The organism is Escherichia sp. E2562, assembly GCF_005781075.1.
Classification (GTDB): domain Bacteria; phylum Pseudomonadota; class Gammaproteobacteria; order Enterobacterales; family Enterobacteriaceae; genus Escherichia.
Map to the genome: position 1 here is coordinate 262,459 of NZ_VATM01000003.1, position 18,250 is coordinate 280,708.

The 18,250-nt window shown below is 51.0% G+C and carries 13 protein-coding genes; 5 read left to right on the top strand and 8 right to left on the bottom strand.

Annotated elements, in window-relative coordinates; translation table 11 throughout:
• Nucleotides 1-228: 228 nt before the first annotated feature.
• A complete protein-coding gene (gene opgB, locus FEK43_RS05175) occupies nucleotides 229-2,520 on the top strand; it encodes a phosphatidylglycerol--membrane-oligosaccharide glycerophosphotransferase (RefSeq protein ID WP_135408845.1) in 2,292 nt (763 codons plus the stop codon).
• Between the two features lie 166 nt (nucleotides 2,521-2,686).
• Here opgB and lgoD read toward each other — a convergent pair whose 3' ends face one another.
• A complete protein-coding gene (gene lgoD, locus FEK43_RS05180; RefSeq protein ID WP_138158451.1) occupies nucleotides 2,687-3,709 on the bottom strand; it encodes an L-galactonate oxidoreductase in 1,023 nt (340 codons plus the stop codon).
• Between the two features lie 139 nt (nucleotides 3,710-3,848).
• On the opposite strand from lgoD, the gene FEK43_RS05185 reads away from it, so the two are divergent.
• Nucleotides 3,849-4,763: a GntR family transcriptional regulator gene (locus tag FEK43_RS05185; protein WP_135408842.1), complete on the top strand. Its 915-nt coding sequence runs from the start codon at nucleotides 3,849-3,851 to the stop codon at nucleotides 4,761-4,763.
• 212 nt (nucleotides 4,764-4,975) lie between these two features.
• Complete coding sequence (locus FEK43_RS05190; protein ID WP_135408840.1) at nucleotides 4,976-6,334, top strand: MFS transporter; 1,359 nt, start codon at nucleotides 4,976-4,978, stop codon at nucleotides 6,332-6,334.
• A 49-nt stretch (nucleotides 6,335-6,383) separates the two neighbouring features.
• Here FEK43_RS05190 and tsr read toward each other — a convergent pair whose 3' ends face one another.
• Nucleotides 6,384-8,048, bottom strand: coding sequence for a methyl-accepting chemotaxis protein (tsr, locus tag FEK43_RS05195; protein ID WP_130204749.1), 1,665 nt, complete (start codon nucleotides 8,046-8,048; stop codon nucleotides 6,384-6,386).
• 181 nt (nucleotides 8,049-8,229) lie between these two features.
• On the opposite strand from tsr, the gene FEK43_RS05200 reads away from it, so the two are divergent.
• Nucleotides 8,230-9,093, top strand: coding sequence for a MurR/RpiR family transcriptional regulator (locus FEK43_RS05200; RefSeq protein ID WP_064530245.1), 864 nt, complete (start codon nucleotides 8,230-8,232; stop codon nucleotides 9,091-9,093).
• Nucleotides 9,094-9,102: 9 nt separating this feature from the next.
• On the opposite strand, the gene FEK43_RS05205 is transcribed toward FEK43_RS05200, so the two are convergent.
• The 3 genes from FEK43_RS05205 to FEK43_RS05215 all read right to left on the bottom strand — a co-directional run bounded on the left by FEK43_RS05205 (nucleotide 9,103) and on the right by FEK43_RS05215 (nucleotide 12,516).
• Nucleotides 9,103-10,572 carry a sodium:solute symporter family protein gene (locus tag FEK43_RS05205; protein ID WP_130259575.1) on the bottom strand — a complete coding sequence of 490 codons (1,470 nt, stop codon included), beginning with the start codon at nucleotides 10,570-10,572 and terminating at the stop codon, nucleotides 9,103-9,105.
• A gap of 102 nt (nucleotides 10,573-10,674) precedes the next feature.
• Nucleotides 10,675-11,064: a RidA family protein gene (locus FEK43_RS05210; RefSeq protein WP_000023754.1), complete on the bottom strand. Its 390-nt coding sequence runs from the start codon at nucleotides 11,062-11,064 to the stop codon at nucleotides 10,675-10,677.
• A gap of 9 nt (nucleotides 11,065-11,073) precedes the next feature.
• The gene (locus tag FEK43_RS05215; RefSeq protein ID WP_135408838.1) at nucleotides 11,074-12,516 is read right to left on the bottom strand and encodes a D-aminoacylase; all 1,443 of its coding nucleotides are present in this window, start codon (nucleotides 12,514-12,516) and stop codon (nucleotides 11,074-11,076) included.
• Nucleotides 12,517-12,716: 200 nt separating this feature from the next.
• On the opposite strand from FEK43_RS05215, the gene FEK43_RS05225 reads away from it, so the two are divergent.
• Nucleotides 12,717-13,937, top strand: a complete 1,221-nt coding sequence (locus FEK43_RS05225; protein WP_135408835.1) for an amino acid deaminase — start codon at nucleotides 12,717-12,719, stop codon at nucleotides 13,935-13,937.
• A gap of 58 nt (nucleotides 13,938-13,995) precedes the next feature.
• Here FEK43_RS05225 and FEK43_RS05230 read toward each other — a convergent pair whose 3' ends face one another.
• Genes FEK43_RS05230 through FEK43_RS05240 form a run of 3 tightly spaced genes read right to left on the bottom strand, consistent with a single transcriptional unit; the run spans nucleotide 13,996 to nucleotide 18,241 of the window.
• Nucleotides 13,996-15,006: an Ldh family oxidoreductase gene (locus FEK43_RS05230; RefSeq protein ID WP_135408833.1), complete on the bottom strand. Its 1,011-nt coding sequence runs from the start codon at nucleotides 15,004-15,006 to the stop codon at nucleotides 13,996-13,998.
• Nucleotides 15,007-15,017: 11 nt separating this feature from the next.
• Entirely contained in the window at nucleotides 15,018-16,619 is a 1,602-nt protein-coding gene (locus FEK43_RS05235) for an APC family permease (RefSeq protein ID WP_130259572.1), read from the bottom strand.
• 11 nt (nucleotides 16,620-16,630) lie between these two features.
• Nucleotides 16,631-18,241, bottom strand: a complete 1,611-nt coding sequence (locus tag FEK43_RS05240; protein WP_135408830.1) for an aldehyde dehydrogenase (NADP(+)) — start codon at nucleotides 18,239-18,241, stop codon at nucleotides 16,631-16,633.
• Nucleotides 18,242-18,250 lie beyond the last annotated feature (9 nt).

Genomic DNA, 18,250 nt, shown 5'->3' on the forward strand with positions numbered 1-18,250 from the left:
TAACAAACTAACGCGGCCCTTCCCCGCTCTTTTCCCTGTTTCTGGACGTCTTTCCCTCTGTTACACGGGAAGCTTTCTTGCGCAAAAAAGTCTGTTTATAAACTAATTCCTAACAACATCGCATTTTTTTGACACTAGAATTGCAGCTATATGGCAGCACCATTACATTGTGTTTCTCAAAAAATCTTAAACATCGGCTAACCGGCCTGTTTTAGTGAGGATCGCCCGTTGTCAGAACTATTCTCTTTCGCCCTATTTCTCGCCTCTGTGCTGATCTACGCATGGAAAGCGGGACGTAACACCTGGTGGTTTGCCGCCACGTTAACGGTACTGGGGTTATTTGTCGTTTTAAACATTACCCTGTTTGCCAGTGACTATTTTACTGGCGACGGCATTAACGACGCGGTGCTCTATACCTTAACTAACAGCCTGACCGGTGCTGGCGTCAGCAAGTATATCCTGCCGGGAGTGGGTATCGTGCTGGCACTGGCGGTAGTTTTCGGCGCGCTGGGCTGGATCCTACGCCGACGCCGTCATCATCCTCACCATTTTGGCTACAGCCTGCTGGCACTCTTACTGGCGCTGGGTTCTGTGGACGCCAGCCCGGCGTTTCGCCAGATAACGGAGCTGGTAAAATCCCAGTCACGCGACGGCGATCCTGACTTTGCTGCTTATTATAAAGAACCGTCGAAAACCATCCCTGCCCCCAAACTTAACCTGGTTTATATCTATGGTGAGAGTCTGGAGCGGACCTATTTTGATAACGACGCTTTTCCGGACCTCACTCCCGAACTGGGCGCACTGAAAAATGAAGGGCTGGATTTCAGTCATACTCAGCAACTACCAGGAACGGATTACACTATCGCGGGCATGGTGGCGTCTCAGTGCGGGATTCCACTGTTTGCTCCGTTTGAAGGTAACGCCTCTGCCTCGGTTTCCAGCTTCTTCCCGCAGAACATCTGTCTTGGCGATATCCTGAAAAACTCAGGTTATCAGAACTATTTTGTGCAAGGGGCTAACCTGCGTTTTGCGGGTAAAGATGTGTTCCTGAAATCACACGGCTTCGACCATTTGTATGGTGCAGAAGAGCTGAAAAGTGTGGTGGCGGATCCGCATTATCGCAACGACTGGGGATTCTACGACGATACCGTGCTGGATGAAGCGTGGAAAAAGTTTGAAGAGCTTTCCCGCTCTGGTCAGCGATTCTCACTGTTTACTCTGACGGTCGATACCCATCACCCGGATGGTTTTATCTCTCGCACCTGCAACCGCAAAAAATATGATTTTGACGGTAAGCCGAATCAGTCATTCAGTGCGGTAAGTTGCAGCCAGGAGAACATCGCGACGTTTATCAATAAAATCAAAGCGTCACCGTGGTTTAAAGATACCGTCATCGTCGTCTCATCTGACCATTTAGCGATGAACAACACGGCGTGGAAATACCTTAATAAACAGGATCGTAACAACCTGTTTTTCGTCATTCGTGGCGACAAGCCACAGCAAGAGACGCTGGCGGTGAAGCGCAACACCATGGACAACGGCGCTACAGTGCTGGATATTCTTGGTGGCGATAACTTTATCGGCCTTGGGCGTAGTAGCCTCTCTGGTCAATCCATGTCGGAAGTGTTCCTCAACATTAAAGAGAAAGTGCTGGCGTGGAAGCCCGATATCATTCGTCTGTGGAAATTCCCCACCGAGATGAAAGAGTTCACCATCGATCAGAATAAAAACATGATCGCCTTCTCGGGTACCCATTTCCGTCTGCCGCTGCTGTTACGCGTGTCGGATAAACGTGTGGAACCACTGCCAGAAAGTGAATATTCTGCACCACTTCGTTTCCAGTTGGCCGATTTCGCGCCGCGCGACAATTTCGTCTGGGTTGATCGCTGCTACAAGATGGCGCAGCTATGGGCGCCAGAGTTGGCTCTCTCCACTGACTGGTGTGTTTCCCAGGGGCAGCTTGGTGGTCAGCAAATTGTTCAACATGTTGATAAAACGACGTGGAAGGGCAAAACCGTATTTAAAGATACCGTCATCGATATGGAACGCTACAAAGGCAATGTCGATACGCTGAAGATTGTCGATAACGATATTCGCTACAAAGCCGACAGTTTCATTTTTAACGTCGCAGGTGCACCGGAAGAAGTGAAACAGTTTAGCGGGATTTCCCGTCCGGAGTCGTGGGGACGCTGGTCCAACGCGCAGCTGGGCGATGAAGTGAAAATCGAGTACAAACATCCTCTGCCGAAGAAATTTGACCTGGTGATCACCGCCAAAGCATACGGTAATAACGCCAGCCGTCCCATTCCGGTACGCGTAGGCAACGAAGAACAAACCATCGTGCTGGACAATGAAGTGACCACCACCACGCTGCATTTCGAGAACCCAACCGATGCCGACACGCTGGTAATTGTTCCGCCAGAACCTGTCTCAACCAACGAAGGGAATATTCTCGGCCATTCGCCGCGTAAGCTCGGCATTGGTATGGTGGAAATCAAAGTGGTGGCGCGTGAAGGGTAATCACTGACTGATTTGTAGGTTAGATAAGACGCGCAAGCGTCGCATCCAACATTGAGTACATAATGCCGGATGCGACGAAAACGCCTTCTCCGACCTACAAAACATTATTGAAAACAGAAAAAACAGCGCCCAACATTTCCCCGGGCGCTGCATGGCAACTCGATTATCAGAAAGTAATTACGCCCTTAATCAACTCACGATTGTTAATCACATCGCGCTCATAGATTTCTGCCAGCGTGGCGAACGGATAGCGATGGGTTAACATCATGTCGGCAGTAATTTTCCCTTCCGCCATCAGCCGCCCGACTTTCGCAAAATCTTCCGGCGTGGCATTTCGGCTACCCATCATCGTCGTTTCTTTTTTATGGAATTCCGGATCGGAGAACTGCAACTCGCCTTTAAACAGACCGACAAAGACCACCGTGCCGCCGTGACGAATCAGATTCACGGTGTTATTCATCGCATGTTGATTACCTGTCGCGTCGATCACTTTCTGCGCCAGCGAACCACCAAACTGCGCTCGCAGCTGCGCGTCAAAATCCTCAGCTGACGGGTCCAGCACGGGTAACTCCAGACGCGTTGCCACATGCTCACGCCGCGCCGGACTGGTATCCGCCACCACCACCTGTGCACCATCGGCTTTAGCGATTGCTGCCGCGCCCAGACCAATTGGTCCCGCCCCGACCACCAGCACCTGCTCACCAGGCGCAATTGCTGCGCGACGAACCGCATGAGCGCTAATAGCGAAAGGTTCAATCAACGCTGCCGCCTGCGGATCAATACCATCGGCAGGCAAAATGTTCGCCTCCGGCACGCTCAAATACTCACAAAAACCGCCATCCTGATGCACGCCAATGACCGAAATTTTCTCACAGCAATTGGTGCGACCACTTTTACACGCAGGGCATTCCTGACACGCAACATAAGGGATAACCGCAACTTGCTGACCATTTTTAAGATCAGCAATATTTTTTCCCATCCCAACAATCTCCCCACATATTTCATGGCCTAAAACGCGTGGATAACTAAAAAATGGTTGATTTCCACCCCAGGCATGAATATCGGTACCACAAATCCCGACAGACTTAATTTTTATTAATGCTTCTTCGTTACCAGGAATAGGCATTTCACGTTGTTTCCAGACTAACTCCTTTGGTTTCTGACAAATTAATATATTTATCTTAGACATGATTCCGCTCTCCATTTTTTCATTTTCTTAGATATTTATAAAAATAAAAAACACCTGCGCAACGTAAAATCCATTTTGTGAAAACACACACATAAAAATGTTTTAAATCGGGTTTTAATGGCGCGACAAGGAGGAAAATATGAGTCGTTCGAAAAATTTACGCTACAATGTGATTAACCAGTTCATTGATGATATGGCACGTGGGTATATCCCTTCCCCACTCCCTTCGCAAAGCGCACTGGCGGAAATGTACAGTGTCAGTCGAACTACGGTGCGTCATATTCTTAGCCATTTACACCAATGCGGTGTCATTATCCTGTCAGGAAACGAATACGTCATCGCGCGTAAACCTGATCATAACGACGGATTTGCCTCTACTACTACTTTGATGAATGAACAAAATAAAGTATTTGAGCAGTTTTTTTTTACGATGATAAATCAGCGTCAGTTACTCCTTGGGGAAACTTTTTCTGAGCTACAACTGGCACGAGCGGCGGGAGTTAGCTCAATGACAGCAAGGAAATATATTTCAAAATTATGGTGTTATAACTTTATTCAAAGTGAAAAACGCGGCCAGTGGAGCATGAAGCAATTCGACCAGTCCTACGCCGAACAGCTTTTTGAACTGCGTGAAATGCTTGAAACGCACTCAATTAAGCATTTTCTCAACCTGCCTGATAATGATCCACGCTGGTTGGAGGCAAAAACCATGCTCGAACGTCACCGGACGCTACGGGACAACATCGGCAGCAGCTTTCGCATGTTCTCACAACTGGACAGAGATTTTCACGCCCTACTTCTTTCAGCGACCGAGAATATCTTTTTTGACCACTCGTTTGAAATAATCTCAGTTATCTTTCATTTTCATCTGCAATGGGATGAAAGCGATCTCAAGCAGCGCAATATTATTGCTATAGATGAACATATGACCATTCTATGCGCTTTGATATGTCGCAGCAATCTGGATGCCATTATCACACTACGTAGCCATTTAAATTCAGCCAAACAATCGATGATTCGCTCCATCAATAAGAACAAACGGTTCCCTCATTAAGTACAGATTAAAAACAGCAAACCATTAGCTTGTGCACGGTTTTATCAAAATATAAACACAGCAAAATTCCCGCTTACTTATTCTCACAATCAGTCGACTATAAATATTTTTGTGAGCGGTAGTGAAAGCCTAAAGCTTTCATCTGCCATTAATATCAACCTTGCGCAATATATTATTACGCAAACGATTAAATATAAACACAGGAGTCCGGCGTGAAAAAAGGAAATATTAACCTCGCACCACGCTCTTCGTTTAGTTCGTTATCGGAAGATATACCTGAGCAGCCAGAGAAATTAGTTCAATGCAGCCCCAGAATTAAACGCATCAGAACCATCGCCATGTTTTTGTTATTTGTTGCAGCGGTAATAAACTTTCTTGATCGCAGCTCGCTGTCAGTTGCGAATTTAACTATTCGTCAAGAACTGGGGTTAAACGCCACCGAAATTGGTGCGTTGCTCTCTGTGTTTTCGCTCTCTTACGGGATTGGGCAATTGCCCAGCGGCGTGCTGCTGGACCGTAAAGGCCCCCGACTGATACTTGGGCTGGGGATGATCGTCTGGTCGCTGTTCCAGTCAATGTCTGGCCTGGTACACAACTTCACACAGTTTGTGCTGGTACGTATTGGTATGGGACTCGGTGAAGCACCGATGAACCCGTGTGGTGTCAAAGTCATTAACGACTGGTTCAACATCAAAGAGCGTGGGCGTCCTATGGGCTTTTTCAACGCAGCCTCCGTCCTTGGCATTGCCTTAAGCCCACCGATTCTGGCAGCGATGATGCTGGCCATCGGCTGGCGTGGAATGTTTATTTCCATTGGCACACTGGGCATTTTTCTCGCCATCGCCTGGTTTATGCTCTATCGCAACCGCGAGCAGATAACACTGACCGCCGTTGAACAAACCTATCTTAACAGCGGTAGCGTCAATACCCGCCGCGATCCACTCAATTTTGCCGAATGGCGCAGCCTGTTTCGTAACCGCACAATGTGGGGAATGATGCTCGGTTTCAGCGGTATGAACTATGCAGGGTGGCTGTACATTGCCTGGTTGCCAGGTTACCTGCAAACAGTCTATCACCTGGATTTAAAAAGCACCGGTTTGATGGCGGCAATACCTTTTATGTTTGGGGGAACAGGGATGCTGCTCAACGGATATGCGACCGACTGGCTGGTAAAAAGAGGGATGGATCCGATTAAGAATCGTAAGATATGTATTGTTACTGGGATGTTCTGTTCAGCCTCCTTTACTCTGGTAGTACCGCAAGCGACAACGCCCATGACAGCGGTTCTACTGATTGGCATGGCGCTGTTCTTCCTGCACTTTGCCGGAACATCCGGCTGGGGGCTGGTCCACGTAGCAGTAGCTTCTCGCATGGCTGCGACGGTGGGTAGTATCCAGAACTTTGCCAGCTTCATCTGCGCCTCTTTCGCGCCAGTTGTTACCGGTTTCATTGTTGATACCACCAACTCGTTTCGCCTGGCATTGATTATCTGCGGTTGTGTCACAGCGGCAGGTGCGCTGGCGTACATCTTCATGGTGCATCAGCCAATTAGCGATCCACATAAAGAGTAATTTTCCCTTGCCCGATAAGTCATCGCTTATCGGGCATTTTTCATGGCGATTAAAACGTTTCCCAGTTATCCCCGCTATCAGCGACGGCAATTTTGCGCGACACAACCGGCAACGCTGCGTTTACCACTGGCAAAGCTTCATACTGACGCTGTTGCGTTTGCTGTATACGGAACACCGCTACGGCTTCGGTCAGACGGCTGGCCTGCTCTTCCAGCGCGGCGGCAGCGGCAGCAGACTCTTCCACTAACGCGGCGTTCTGTTGCGTTACCCTATCCATTTCGACAACCGCTAAACCAACCTGATCAATGCCACGGCTTTGCTCATCAGAGGCTGAAGCGATTTCTCCCATAATGTCAGTAACGCGTGTTACGGCGCTGACAATCTCTGTCATGGTTTCCCCGGCACTTTCGACCTGCGTAGATCCGACATCCACTTTACTTACGGAGTCTTCAATCAAGCTTTTAATTTCACGGGCCGCCTGGGCGCTACGCTGCGCCAGGTTACGCACTTCCCCCGCAACTACCGCAAAACCACGCCCTTGCTCGCCCGCGCGCGCCGCTTCAACCGCCGCGTTCAAAGCCAGAATATTGGTCTGGAAGGCAATACCATCGATAACGCTGATAATATCGGCAATCTTCTGCGAACTGGTGGAGATATCGCGCATCGTCTGTACCACGTTATCCACTACCTTGCCACCACGTTGCGCGGTTTCAGAAGCACTTAACGCCAGATGACTGGCCTGACGCGCGTTCTCGGCGTTCTGTTTCACCGTTGCAGTCAGTTGCTCCATGCTGGCCGCCGTCTCTTCCAGTGAAGCCGCTTGCTGCTCAGTACGTGATGAGAGATCGTTATTACCCGTGGCAATTTCGCTGACACCGCTATAAATGGCATTAGCACCGTTACGTACATCTCCGACAGTACGCATCAGTTCACTTTGCATATGGCGCAAACTCTGAGCCAGTTGTCCTACTTCGTTAGAACCATCCACCTCAATGGGTTTTACCAAATCCCCGCCAGCAATATGACAAATGCTTTCGATCAGGCGATTCATTGGTGCTACCAGCGAGGCTTTAATACCAAACCAGACGGACACAATGACGGCTAACACGACGATCAACACACCCACCAGCACCCACATCGCCTGGTTGTAGGAAGCATTATTATCGCTGACGGCAATATCGTAGAGACGATCGTTTTGCTCCATATAAGCCATATACAGCTTCTCGAAACCGTCCTGATATCCCTGAGTTGGCTGATCAAAGAACTCATTGATTTTGCCTGCGCCTAACAGCTGGATCAGCTCCGCCAGCGCATTGTGGTAAATATCGTAATTACGTTTGATTTCCGCCGCTGCGGCTGTGCTCTGACGCGGGTCACGCGGCAACGCTTCGTAGTCCGCCCAGTTTTTTTCCGCTTGCTTCAGCGAAATACTGGCACTCTGCATCAGCTCGGCGACGGTTGAACCGCTGCCAATATTGTTCTGATCCATCATGTAGCGGATACCCGCGCGGTTGAGAGTGTTACGTGTCTGCAACAACGCGACCCAGCTGCCATTCAGCGTGGATTGCTGCTGACGAATGGTTTGTAAAACGGAGAAATTTTCTTTGTCATTTTTTAAGGCATTAAAGAACAAACCGCCTGATGTCAGTTGTAAAAGGCCAAAAACGGCCAAAACCAGCAATAAGCTGGTCACGATCTTAATACGTTTAAACATGGTTTCTCTTCCCTCCAGACCTGATACTCAGGTTGTCGGCCTGGTGGTAGAAAACTTTATGATCTGGAGCGGTGTTGAGCGTTTTTTTGTCGCTGCGTACTTACATTTTTTATGAGGGTCACACTCTGGAGCAATTTTTATGGTACAAAGTACCAGTTTTTACTGAATCAGTGATACTCCCATGGCTTATAGCATCGATATCATCTCCTGCATTACCGAACGGTTTATGGCGTTAACCGCCACTGAAAAGCGTATCGCACAATTTATTCTTGATGACGTCTCCGCAGCCGTGGAACTGCCAATTGCTGAGCTGGCGCGGTTAACACAAACCAGCCAGGCGTCGGTGACACGTTTTGCCCGTGCATTGGGTTGCAAAGATGTCCGCGAACTGAAAGTCAAACTGGCGCAGTCACTGGCTATCGGGCAGCGGTTTATTCTCGATGTACCGGATCTTGACGGTGTTCAGGGGATCTACGAATCAATTATCAGCGTGCTGGAAACGCATCGTCGCTCGTTGGATATGAACGCCATCAGCCAGGCGGTCAGTTGGTTAAGCCAGGCGCGGCAAATTCTTGCATTGGGAACGGGCGGCGGTTCTACCATCTGCTCGCAGGAGATCCAGTACCGTCTGTTCCGCCTGGGATTGCCAGTGGTCAGTCAGAACGACTCACTCATGATGAGAATGATGTGCTCTGCGGTTATGCCGCAGGATGTGGTGATTGTGCTATCGCTGGGCGGTTATACACCGGAAATCATCGAAAGTGCCGCTATCGCCCGTCAGTACGGCGCGCGAGTTATCGCCATTACGCCTGCACAAACACCACTGGCAGAACAGGTGGATCTGGTATTGCCGTTGCTGGTTCAGGAAAGTGATTACATTTTTAAGCCCACCCCTTCCCGTTACGCCATGCTCGCGATGATCGATGTGCTGGCAACAGAGCTGGCTATGGCAAATAAAGCGCAGGCGAAAGATCGCCTGCGGCGGATAAAACTGGCACTAGACAGCCATCGGGGTGGCGCTAACCGCCAGCCACTTGGCGATTAGCACTATTGGTTATGCCTCTTCAGGTTTGGTGATCACGACACTCTGGTTTTCACGCTCATTGGTGATAATAGCCAGAGCTTCTTCCCGGCTGATCTCGCTTGCTGGCGTTACCAGCGTCACCAGTACGCCAGCGACCAGGCTTCCCAGCACTGACGGAATACACGGGTTACCCCAGTAAGCCAGCCAGTCGGCATTCATCAGCACCACAATTGACATCACCATACCGCTCACTAACGCCGCCAGCGCGCCCTGCCAGTTAAAGCGTAGCCAGAAGCGACCGAGAATCGAGCAGATAAACAGCCCGGACATCAGCATCGAAATCATTTTGGTAATGTAGCTGATGATGTCATTAGAGGTCAGAGCAAAGACCAGCGCCAGGCCAATAACAAAGGTCAGCATCCAGCGTGAGTAAGTGATTGCCTTGTTCTCCGGCGGCATTCTGCCGGTAACCATGGTGTAGACGTCGCGCATCATAATCGCCACCGCAGCGATGGCATCAGAGCTGGCGGAAGACATGGTGGCAGAAAGCCCGGCAATCAGTACCACCAGGCCAAGCAATGGCGGCAGAAAACTGGTGGCGAACAAGAAGGCATAGTTACTGTTTTCCAGATTCGGGTTCATGGTGAACGCCGCCATGCCGATAATGGCAGGCAGAATTGAGAAGAACAGATACAACACGCCAGTAATAACAAACGAACGGCGTACAGAGGGAACATCTTTACCCGAGTAAATACGCTGGCGATAAGACGGTGTTGCCAGCACACCTACGCCAATAACCAGCGCCAGCGAAAGCGCAGGTAACACGCCCATTTTATCAATCGCAAACAGGCTCATCGCTTTTGGGTCCATCGCCTGTTCAATCGCACTCCAGCCGCCTACGTGAACAACGGCAAGAATAGCCATCAAAATAAAACCAAAGAACAAAATTAAGGCCTGAATGGTGTCTGTCCACACTACCGCCGAATAACCGCCGATAATAACGTAAATCGCAAAAGCTAAGGCGATAATTAATTTTGCTACAGTAAGATCAATACCTGTTGCCCAGGCAAGATACATACTGCCACCTAAAATATGCGCGCCCAGCCAGCCAATAGAGGCAATAAATATCATCAGACCGACAATATTTTTAATTAAATGACTCCCGCCAGTATAATAAGAGAGTTCTTCACTCATGGTCATAAAACGTAATTTACGTACCGGAGCAAACAGCCACGCCACCAGCAATATACCTACGGCTCCACCGACGCCATAAAGCATTCCGGCCCAGCCATTACTGTAGCCAAAGCCCACTGCGCCCATACTGGAACCCGTGCCGACCATCGTGGCAACGGTTGAGCCCAGCGTCAGAAACAGCGGCAGCGAACGCCCGCCCAGCAGAAAATCTTCTCCGCTTTTCTGATTACGAGAAACAAACCAACCAAGCCAAATCATGGCGATGGCATAAATAATAAAGCCGACTAAAAAGATATGACTGTTCATAATTCACATCCTGCCAGTAGAGAGAAAATAATGTAAGAGTCCCCGGAGTGCTGAATGTATTCAGCACTCAATTGCGGTCTGTTTTTTTAATTCTTAAATTTATTAGCGGGTCGCGTTATAACAGGTCACATCGACTTCGACTTTACAATCGACAACCAGATCAGCCACACAACAAATACGTGCAGGCGGATTCTCGCCAAAAAATTCTCTGAATACTTTATTAAAGGACTGGAAATAGCGGGCGTCAGTCAGGATCACTTTCACGTGAACCACATCCGCCAGGCTATAACCGGCTTCAGTCATGATGTCGACACAGTTTTGGATCGCCAGTCGTGACTGTTCAACGATACCGCCTTCTACCACTTCACCGTTTTTCATGGGTGTTTGCCCGGAGACGTACAGCCAGCCGCCCGCCTCAACCGCCCTGGCAAACGGCAAATGCTGCCCACCAGTGCCTGTTCCACCTTCCGTACCGTAACGTTTAATGCTCATATTCACTCCTTAATGTGAGGTCTGGCGGCGCAGGAAACGGCCCGCACGGCCTGTAATGCGTTTATCGCGACCATAGCTCATAACACCATTTACCATCACCGCTTCAATGCCCTCTGCCGGGCGTTTGGGATCAGAAAAACTGGCAACATCACGAATGGTTTGCGGATCGAACAACACCAGGTCCGCAAAATAGCCGACTTTTACCAGTCCACGCTGGGGCAGACAAAAACGGCTGGCAGAAAGCCCGGTCATTTTGTGGATAGCCGTGGTCAGCGGGAATAAGCCTTCATCACGACAATAGTGACCCAGCACACGAGGGAAAGCGCCCCATAAACGCGGATGCGGCATGGGATCATTAGGCAGGCCGTCAGAGCCAATCATACTGACCGGATAACTCAACACTCGGCGGACGTCGCGCTCGTCCATGTTGTAGTAGATAGCCCCGGCAGGCATTAGCAGCTTCGCGGCCTCCAGCATACTCATCTGCCAGTCGGTGGCGATTTGTGCCAGTGTTTTCCCGGCCTGCTGCGGATGTGTTTGTGACCAGGTGATCACAATATCGAATTCGTCGGTGACTTGTTTGAGATCCAGCGTTGAAGAGCTGGCTGAGTAAGGGTAGACATCGCAGCCAATTTCCTGGTGTTGACGCATTTGGTCAAAAAAAGCCAACGTTTCTTTTGTCCGCCCCCAGTTTTTCGCCCCGGCGCATTTATGGTGGGAAACCACAACAGGCACTTTGCCATGACGCCCAATACGAAACGCCTCATCCAGCGCATCCAGAATCGGTTCGAATTCAGAACGCAGATGAGTGGTATAAACCCCCTTCTCACCGGCTAATTCTTCCGCCAGCGCCATTACCTCTTCGGTAGTCGCCTGAAATGCCGTGGCATAAGCCAGTCCGGAACTTAACCCCAGCGCTCCCTGACTCAACGCCAGACGTAAGTCGGCACGCATAGCGGCAATTTCATCCGCCGTCGCCGGGCGAAACAGGTCGTCCATATGATTATTACGCAGCGCCGTATGACCAATCAGCGTGCCTACGTTCAGTGACGGTCTGGCTGCTTCCACTGCCTGGGCATAGCTTTCAACGGTGGGATAAATAAAGTGCTCCGCTTCCCCCAACAGATTCATCGGGTCAGGGACTTCGCCTTTCATTTTCGCCGACGCTGCACTGATCCCGCAGTTGCCGACAATCACGGTGGTGATCCCCTGGCTGATTTTTGGCAGATATTCCGGGATGCGAATAACGTTGATATCGTCATGGGTATGAACGTCGATAAACCCTGGTGCCAGCACCCGTCCTTCACCGTCAATGACCTGCTGCGCCGTAACGTTAAGCGCAGGGGCTATATTGACAATCCGATCACCTGTTATTGCCACGTCACCGCGAAATTCAGGGCCGCCGCTGCCGTCGATAACCGTCACATTTTTGAATAACCAGTCAACCTGCATGTTCGTCACTCCATTTCTGCAATGGTGATAAGTTAACCATTTACAAGGATGAAAAACAGTGGAAAACTACGCAAAACCCAGATGATTTTCTGATACTTTTATTCACAAATCATAAGATAAATAAACTAAATGCCTATATTTCATTTAGTTACAAATGATACTCGCATCCGATACGGTGAAAAACTCAAAAGGTAAATGTTATGAAATACCACTCAGAACCTCTGGTTCCCCATAAATCTGCTCTGATGCAAATGCCCGCAAATATCCTTGCCGAAGATGTTTGTTTACCTACCGCGATCATTAAAAAGCAGGCTCTGGAGAACAACATTATGTGGATGCAACGCTATGCTGACGCGCGCGGCGTTTCGCTGGCACCGCACGGTAAAACCACCATGACGCCGTGGATTTTTCAGGCGCAGCAGGCGGCTGGTGCCTGGGCAATTGGTGTCGGTAGCGCGTGGCAGGCTGGTGCGGCAATGGCGAGCGGTATTCAGCGTGTGCTGATGGTTAACCAGTTGGTCGGCAAGGCGAATATGCAGTTGATTGCCCAGTTGCAACGGCATTACCCGAAAGTCGATTTTATCTGCTGTATCGACAGCATTGAGAACGCCCGCGCTTTGTCTGTCTTTTTTGCCAGCCAGCAACAGACGCTGAACGTGATGATTGAGCTGGGGGTTCCCGGCGGGCGCTGTGGTTGCCGCTCAACGGATGCCGCACTGGCACTGGCTAAACAAGCGGCCCAATTACCAGGGCTACGTCTGCGCGGGCTGGAGTTATATGAAGGGGTTTTACACGGTGACGATCCACAGCCGCAGGTAGAAGCTCTGCTGCAGGATGCCGCACAACTGGCTTGTGATATGGCAAGTCTGGTTGATGGCGAGTTTATTCTCACCGGAGCAGGCACGGTCTGGTATGACGTGGTGTGCAATATCTGGCTGGCGGCAGAAAAACCGACTAACTGCCGAATCGTCATTCGCCCAGGCTGCTACATCACCCATGACGCAGGGATCTACGACATCGCGCAACAGCAATTGATCGCCCGTGATCCCGTGGCTTGCGATCTGGCAGGCGATCTCACATCTGCACTGGAACTGGTCGCCATGGTGCAATCGGTGCCAGAGGCCGATCGTGCAGTGGTTAATTTTGGTAAGCGTGATTGCGCCTTCGACGCCGGACTGCCGCAACCAGTCGCCCACTATCGCAACGGCCAGCCACTGGCATTTGATCCTGAGGCTATTCGCAGTGTCGGCATTATGGATCAGCACTGCATGTTGCAATTGTCAGCTAATAGCGACGTGCAGGTGGGGGATATTCTGGTGTTTGGCACTTCCCATCCGTGCCTGACCTTCGACAAATGGAAAACGTTGTTATTGACTGATGACGACTACAACGTACTGGCAGAGCTGGATACGTTGTTTTGATAGCGCAGATGGCGGGATCCTTCCCGCCATTAATTGTATGTATATCCTTTAGTATCTATCAGCTACTTAAGGATCGAATATCGTCATAGAGTGATTGGCTGATCTCTACACCCTGTTGCTCACTGCGCAATCGTGCCAGGTAGCGACGTTCTCCCGGCAGGCGCGCGCCCTGTGCCTGCATCTGACTAAACAGTGTTTCCGCCCTTGCCAGATGCCTCCCGGCATCCTCACCAAGAAAACGCTGCGGATCGAGTGCCAGGATCAACTCTCCACCATATGGCAAACCACCTGCACCATTATCCCACGCAAGAGACTCAGCACTGGTCATATCGCCAATCAGTGGCCCCGCAATCAGCTCCACCATCGCTGCCAGTGCCGAACCTTTATGACCGCCGAAGGTTAACATTGCTCCGTCCAGCACAGCTTGTGGATCGGTGGTGGCGTTGCCATTGCTGTCGATCCCCCAACCTTCAGGAAGTGATTTCCCGGCTCGCTGATGTAACTGAATCTCCCCGCGTGCCGCCGCACTGGTCGCCATATCAAAAATAAATGGCGGCTGCTTGTCGCGCGGCCAACCAAACGCGATTGGGTTAGTACCAAATAGAGGTTTGCGCCCCCCTTTCGGCGCAACCCAGGCATGGCTTGGCGTGGTCGCCAGCGCCACCAGTCCGACTTCAGTCAGCGGTTCAACATCCGCAAATAAGGCGGAGTAGTGAACACAATGATTAATCGCCAGTGCTGCAATCCCGCACTGACGCGTTTTCTCGATCAGTAACGGCAGTGCCTGCTGATAAGCCAACAGCGAATAGCCACCTTTGGCATTGGCCTTAACGATTGCCGGAGCCTGAGATTCCACTGTCGGCAGAGCATCGGCAGAGACTTTCCCTTTTCGCAGCGTGTCAACAATCCCCAGCAGTCGCCATAAACCGTGCGAGGCACAGCCGTCGCGCTCCCCGGCGGTAACGTTTTTCGCAATCACCACCGCATGTTGCTCACTAAATCCGTTACTGATGAGCGCATGATAGGCTAGTGCGTAAGCCTCTGATAATGAGAGGATTACTCTATCCATTTTCTACTCCTTTATTCTTCTTCATCCCCGTTAAAGTTCGCCCGAGGAAGGCAGGTGTATGCGCCCCAGTAATAAATTCCCAACGACATCAGCGCGACGACGATAGTATCCCACGGGTGACCTATAATGCCGCTACCGCCAAAACTACCCAACCAGGAAAACAGCATAATCAGGGCATAGAAGGCAATAAGCCACAATGAAGATTTAATCTGCTGCGCCAGGCTGACATGCTGAACAGGCACTTTCGACTTACAAACCACGTAAACCACAAACATTACGATTTGTAGCCCCAGCAGCCAGGAAAGCGTTCCCCAACCAGACCAAAAAACAATCAGCGCGGAAATCATAAAAGAGAGTGGGCCGAGCACCGCAAAACCACGAACGCGGAACGGGCGCGGCATATCTGGTGCATTACGACGCAGCCCGGCAGCTGTAACCGGCGCGATGGCGTAGCTCAGTACCAGAGCCGCAGAAACCACGCTAATCAATTGCTCCCACGACGGGAACGGCAGCGTCCAGAAGATAGATAAACCAAACGTCAGCCACAGTGCCGGACGTGGAATACCTGACTCCTTATCGATATGAGTAAAGGTTTTAAAGAATGTTCCCGCCTTCGCCCAGCCATAGATCACGCGCGGTGTCGCATTCATGTAAATATTGCCAGTGCCGCTGGGAGACACAATAGCATCACATACCACCATAAATGCCAGCCAGCCCATCCCAAGGGTAATGGCGATATCACGATACGGCAGCGAATAGTTCTTACTGATCTCCGCCCAACCCCCACTTAGCGATTCAGTAGGAATACTACCCAAAAAGGCGACCTGCAACAGAACGTAGATGATGGTCGAGAGAATTACCGAGAGGATCAGCGCAAATGGGATGGTACGTTGCGGATTTTGCGCCTCGCTGGCAACGGAGATAATCGGTGTCAGCCCAAGGTAAGCGAAGATAATCCCACCCGCGCTAATTGCCGCTTCCACTCCTGACATACCAAATGGAGCCATACCCTGTATATGCAGATTCTCCGGTTTGAAGAAGGCAAATAACGTTATTACCACCAGCAACGGCACCAGAAACTTCAGCACACTAATAAAATTGTTCGAGCGGGCGAACGTTTTGACACTGTAGTAGTTCAGGGCAAAAAAGAAGCACAACAGTAAGAACTGCACCACCCAGCCTAACAGCGTCGGGTCACTGCTCCCCGTCTGCGTCAGCGCCGGAAACCAGGCGGCAGCATATTGCCGTGCGGCTACAATCTCAATGGAGATCAGGCTGGAGAAGGCAATCAGGGTAATAAAGCCCAGCAGATAGCCCATCAATTCGCCGTGCGAAAATACCGGGTAACGAATAATACCGCCCGCGCGGGGAAGCGCCGCCCCCAGTTCGCAGTAAATAATCCCCAGTAGCAACACCGCAAAACCGCCAATAACCCAGGAAGCAATCCCGGCTGGGCCAGCGATCGATGCGACATGGCTGGCAGCAAACAGCCAGCCAGAACCAAAAATCGCCCCCAGACCAATAAAGGTCAAGTCGGTGAGCGTTAACTGCTTTTTAAACTTCCCCGACTCAACAACGACGGTTTGCGTGCTTTGGGTAGAAGGAATTGTCATAGTGATGCCCTTCAATGAGTCAACAAGGAGGAAATGGCTTCCCGGGTCCACTGGCCGTTAACCAGGCGCAGCAGGTTTAATGGATTACTGTCCTGCAACGCAGGCGGTAATAGAGCAGCAGGTACATTTTGCAGGCATACCGGGCGCAGAAAACGAGTAATGGACAGCGTGCCTACGGACGTGCCGCGCGCGTCGGTGGTTGCCGGGAACGGACCACCGTGTACCATGGCATCGCAAACCTCGACGCCGGTGGGATAGCCATTGAACAATACGCGTCCGGCTTTATCAGCCAACAACGGCAATAAACGACCAGCCAGTTGCCGGTCATCCTCATCCGCCTGAAGTGTGGCAGTAAGTTGCCCTTGCAGAGCGTTAATCACCTGCAACAACTCCGCTTCATCAGCGGCTTCAACCACAATCGCGAGCGGCCCGAACACTTCCTCCTGCAACAGAGGATCTTTTTCAAGTACGCTTGCCACCTGAGCCTGATAGAGACGAGCCTCTGCACGTCCGGTCTGATGATTATCGTCCCCCGCCAAACACTGAATTGTCGGATGTCCTGCCAGTTTCTCTACGCTGTGGCGATAGTGCTCAAGCGTGGAGGCGTTCAGCATGAGTTGCGGTGAGGCGGCATTCACTTTCTCAACCAGTTGCTGCAAAAAGTCCGCGTTTTTCTCCCCCTTCAGCAACACAACCAAGCCTGGTTTAGTGCAGAACTGTCCACATCCCAGCGTGAACGACGCGACTAAATCGCGGGCCAGCGTATCGGCACGTACTGATAGCGCCTGCGGCAGAATGAAAAAGGGATTGAGAGCCGACATTTCGGCAAAAACCGGTATCGGCTGTGGACGCTGTTGAGCCAAACGAAAGAGTGCCATGCCACCACGTAATGAGCCGGTAAAACCCACCGCCTGAATTGCGGGATGTTTCACCAGTTCAGCACCGATATCAGTACCGAAAATCATATTGAATACGCCTGCGGGCATGGCGCATTTAGTCACGGCACGAGCGATCGCTGACGCGATAATTTCTGCCGTTGCCATATGCCCAGGATGCGCTTTCACAACTACCGGGCATCCTGCAGCCAGTGCCGCTGCTGTATCACCACCGGCGGTAGAAAAAGCGAGTGGAAAGTTGCTGGCACCAAATACCGCCACCGGCCCGAGAGCCGTTTTATACTGGCGCAAATCCGGTCGAGGCAAAGGCTGACGCTCTGGCAACGCAGTATCAATTCTTACCTCAAACAGATCGCCCCGACGTAATAACCCGGCAAACATGCGCATCTGCCCGCTGGTTCTTGCCCGCTCTCCCTGTAAACGCGCCAGGGGTAACGCCGTCTCCTGATGTGCCGTAGCGAACAGTTCGTCGCCTGCCGCATCAAGTTCATCGGCGATGGTTTCTAAAAAATCGGCACGTTGCCCGGCACTGGTCTGTGAATAGCGCACAAAAGCCTGCTGCGCCGCAATAGCCGCCTGCGCGGCCTCCTCCACGGAGGCCGGGTAAAAACGTTGCCCGGTAGGTTCGCCATCCTGCGCTCGCAGGCTGACCAGCGACGGTTCACCGCTGGCAACACGTTGCCCGGCGATGAACTGTTGCCCGGTGAAAGGGAAAGTTTCAGTCATAGTCTCTCC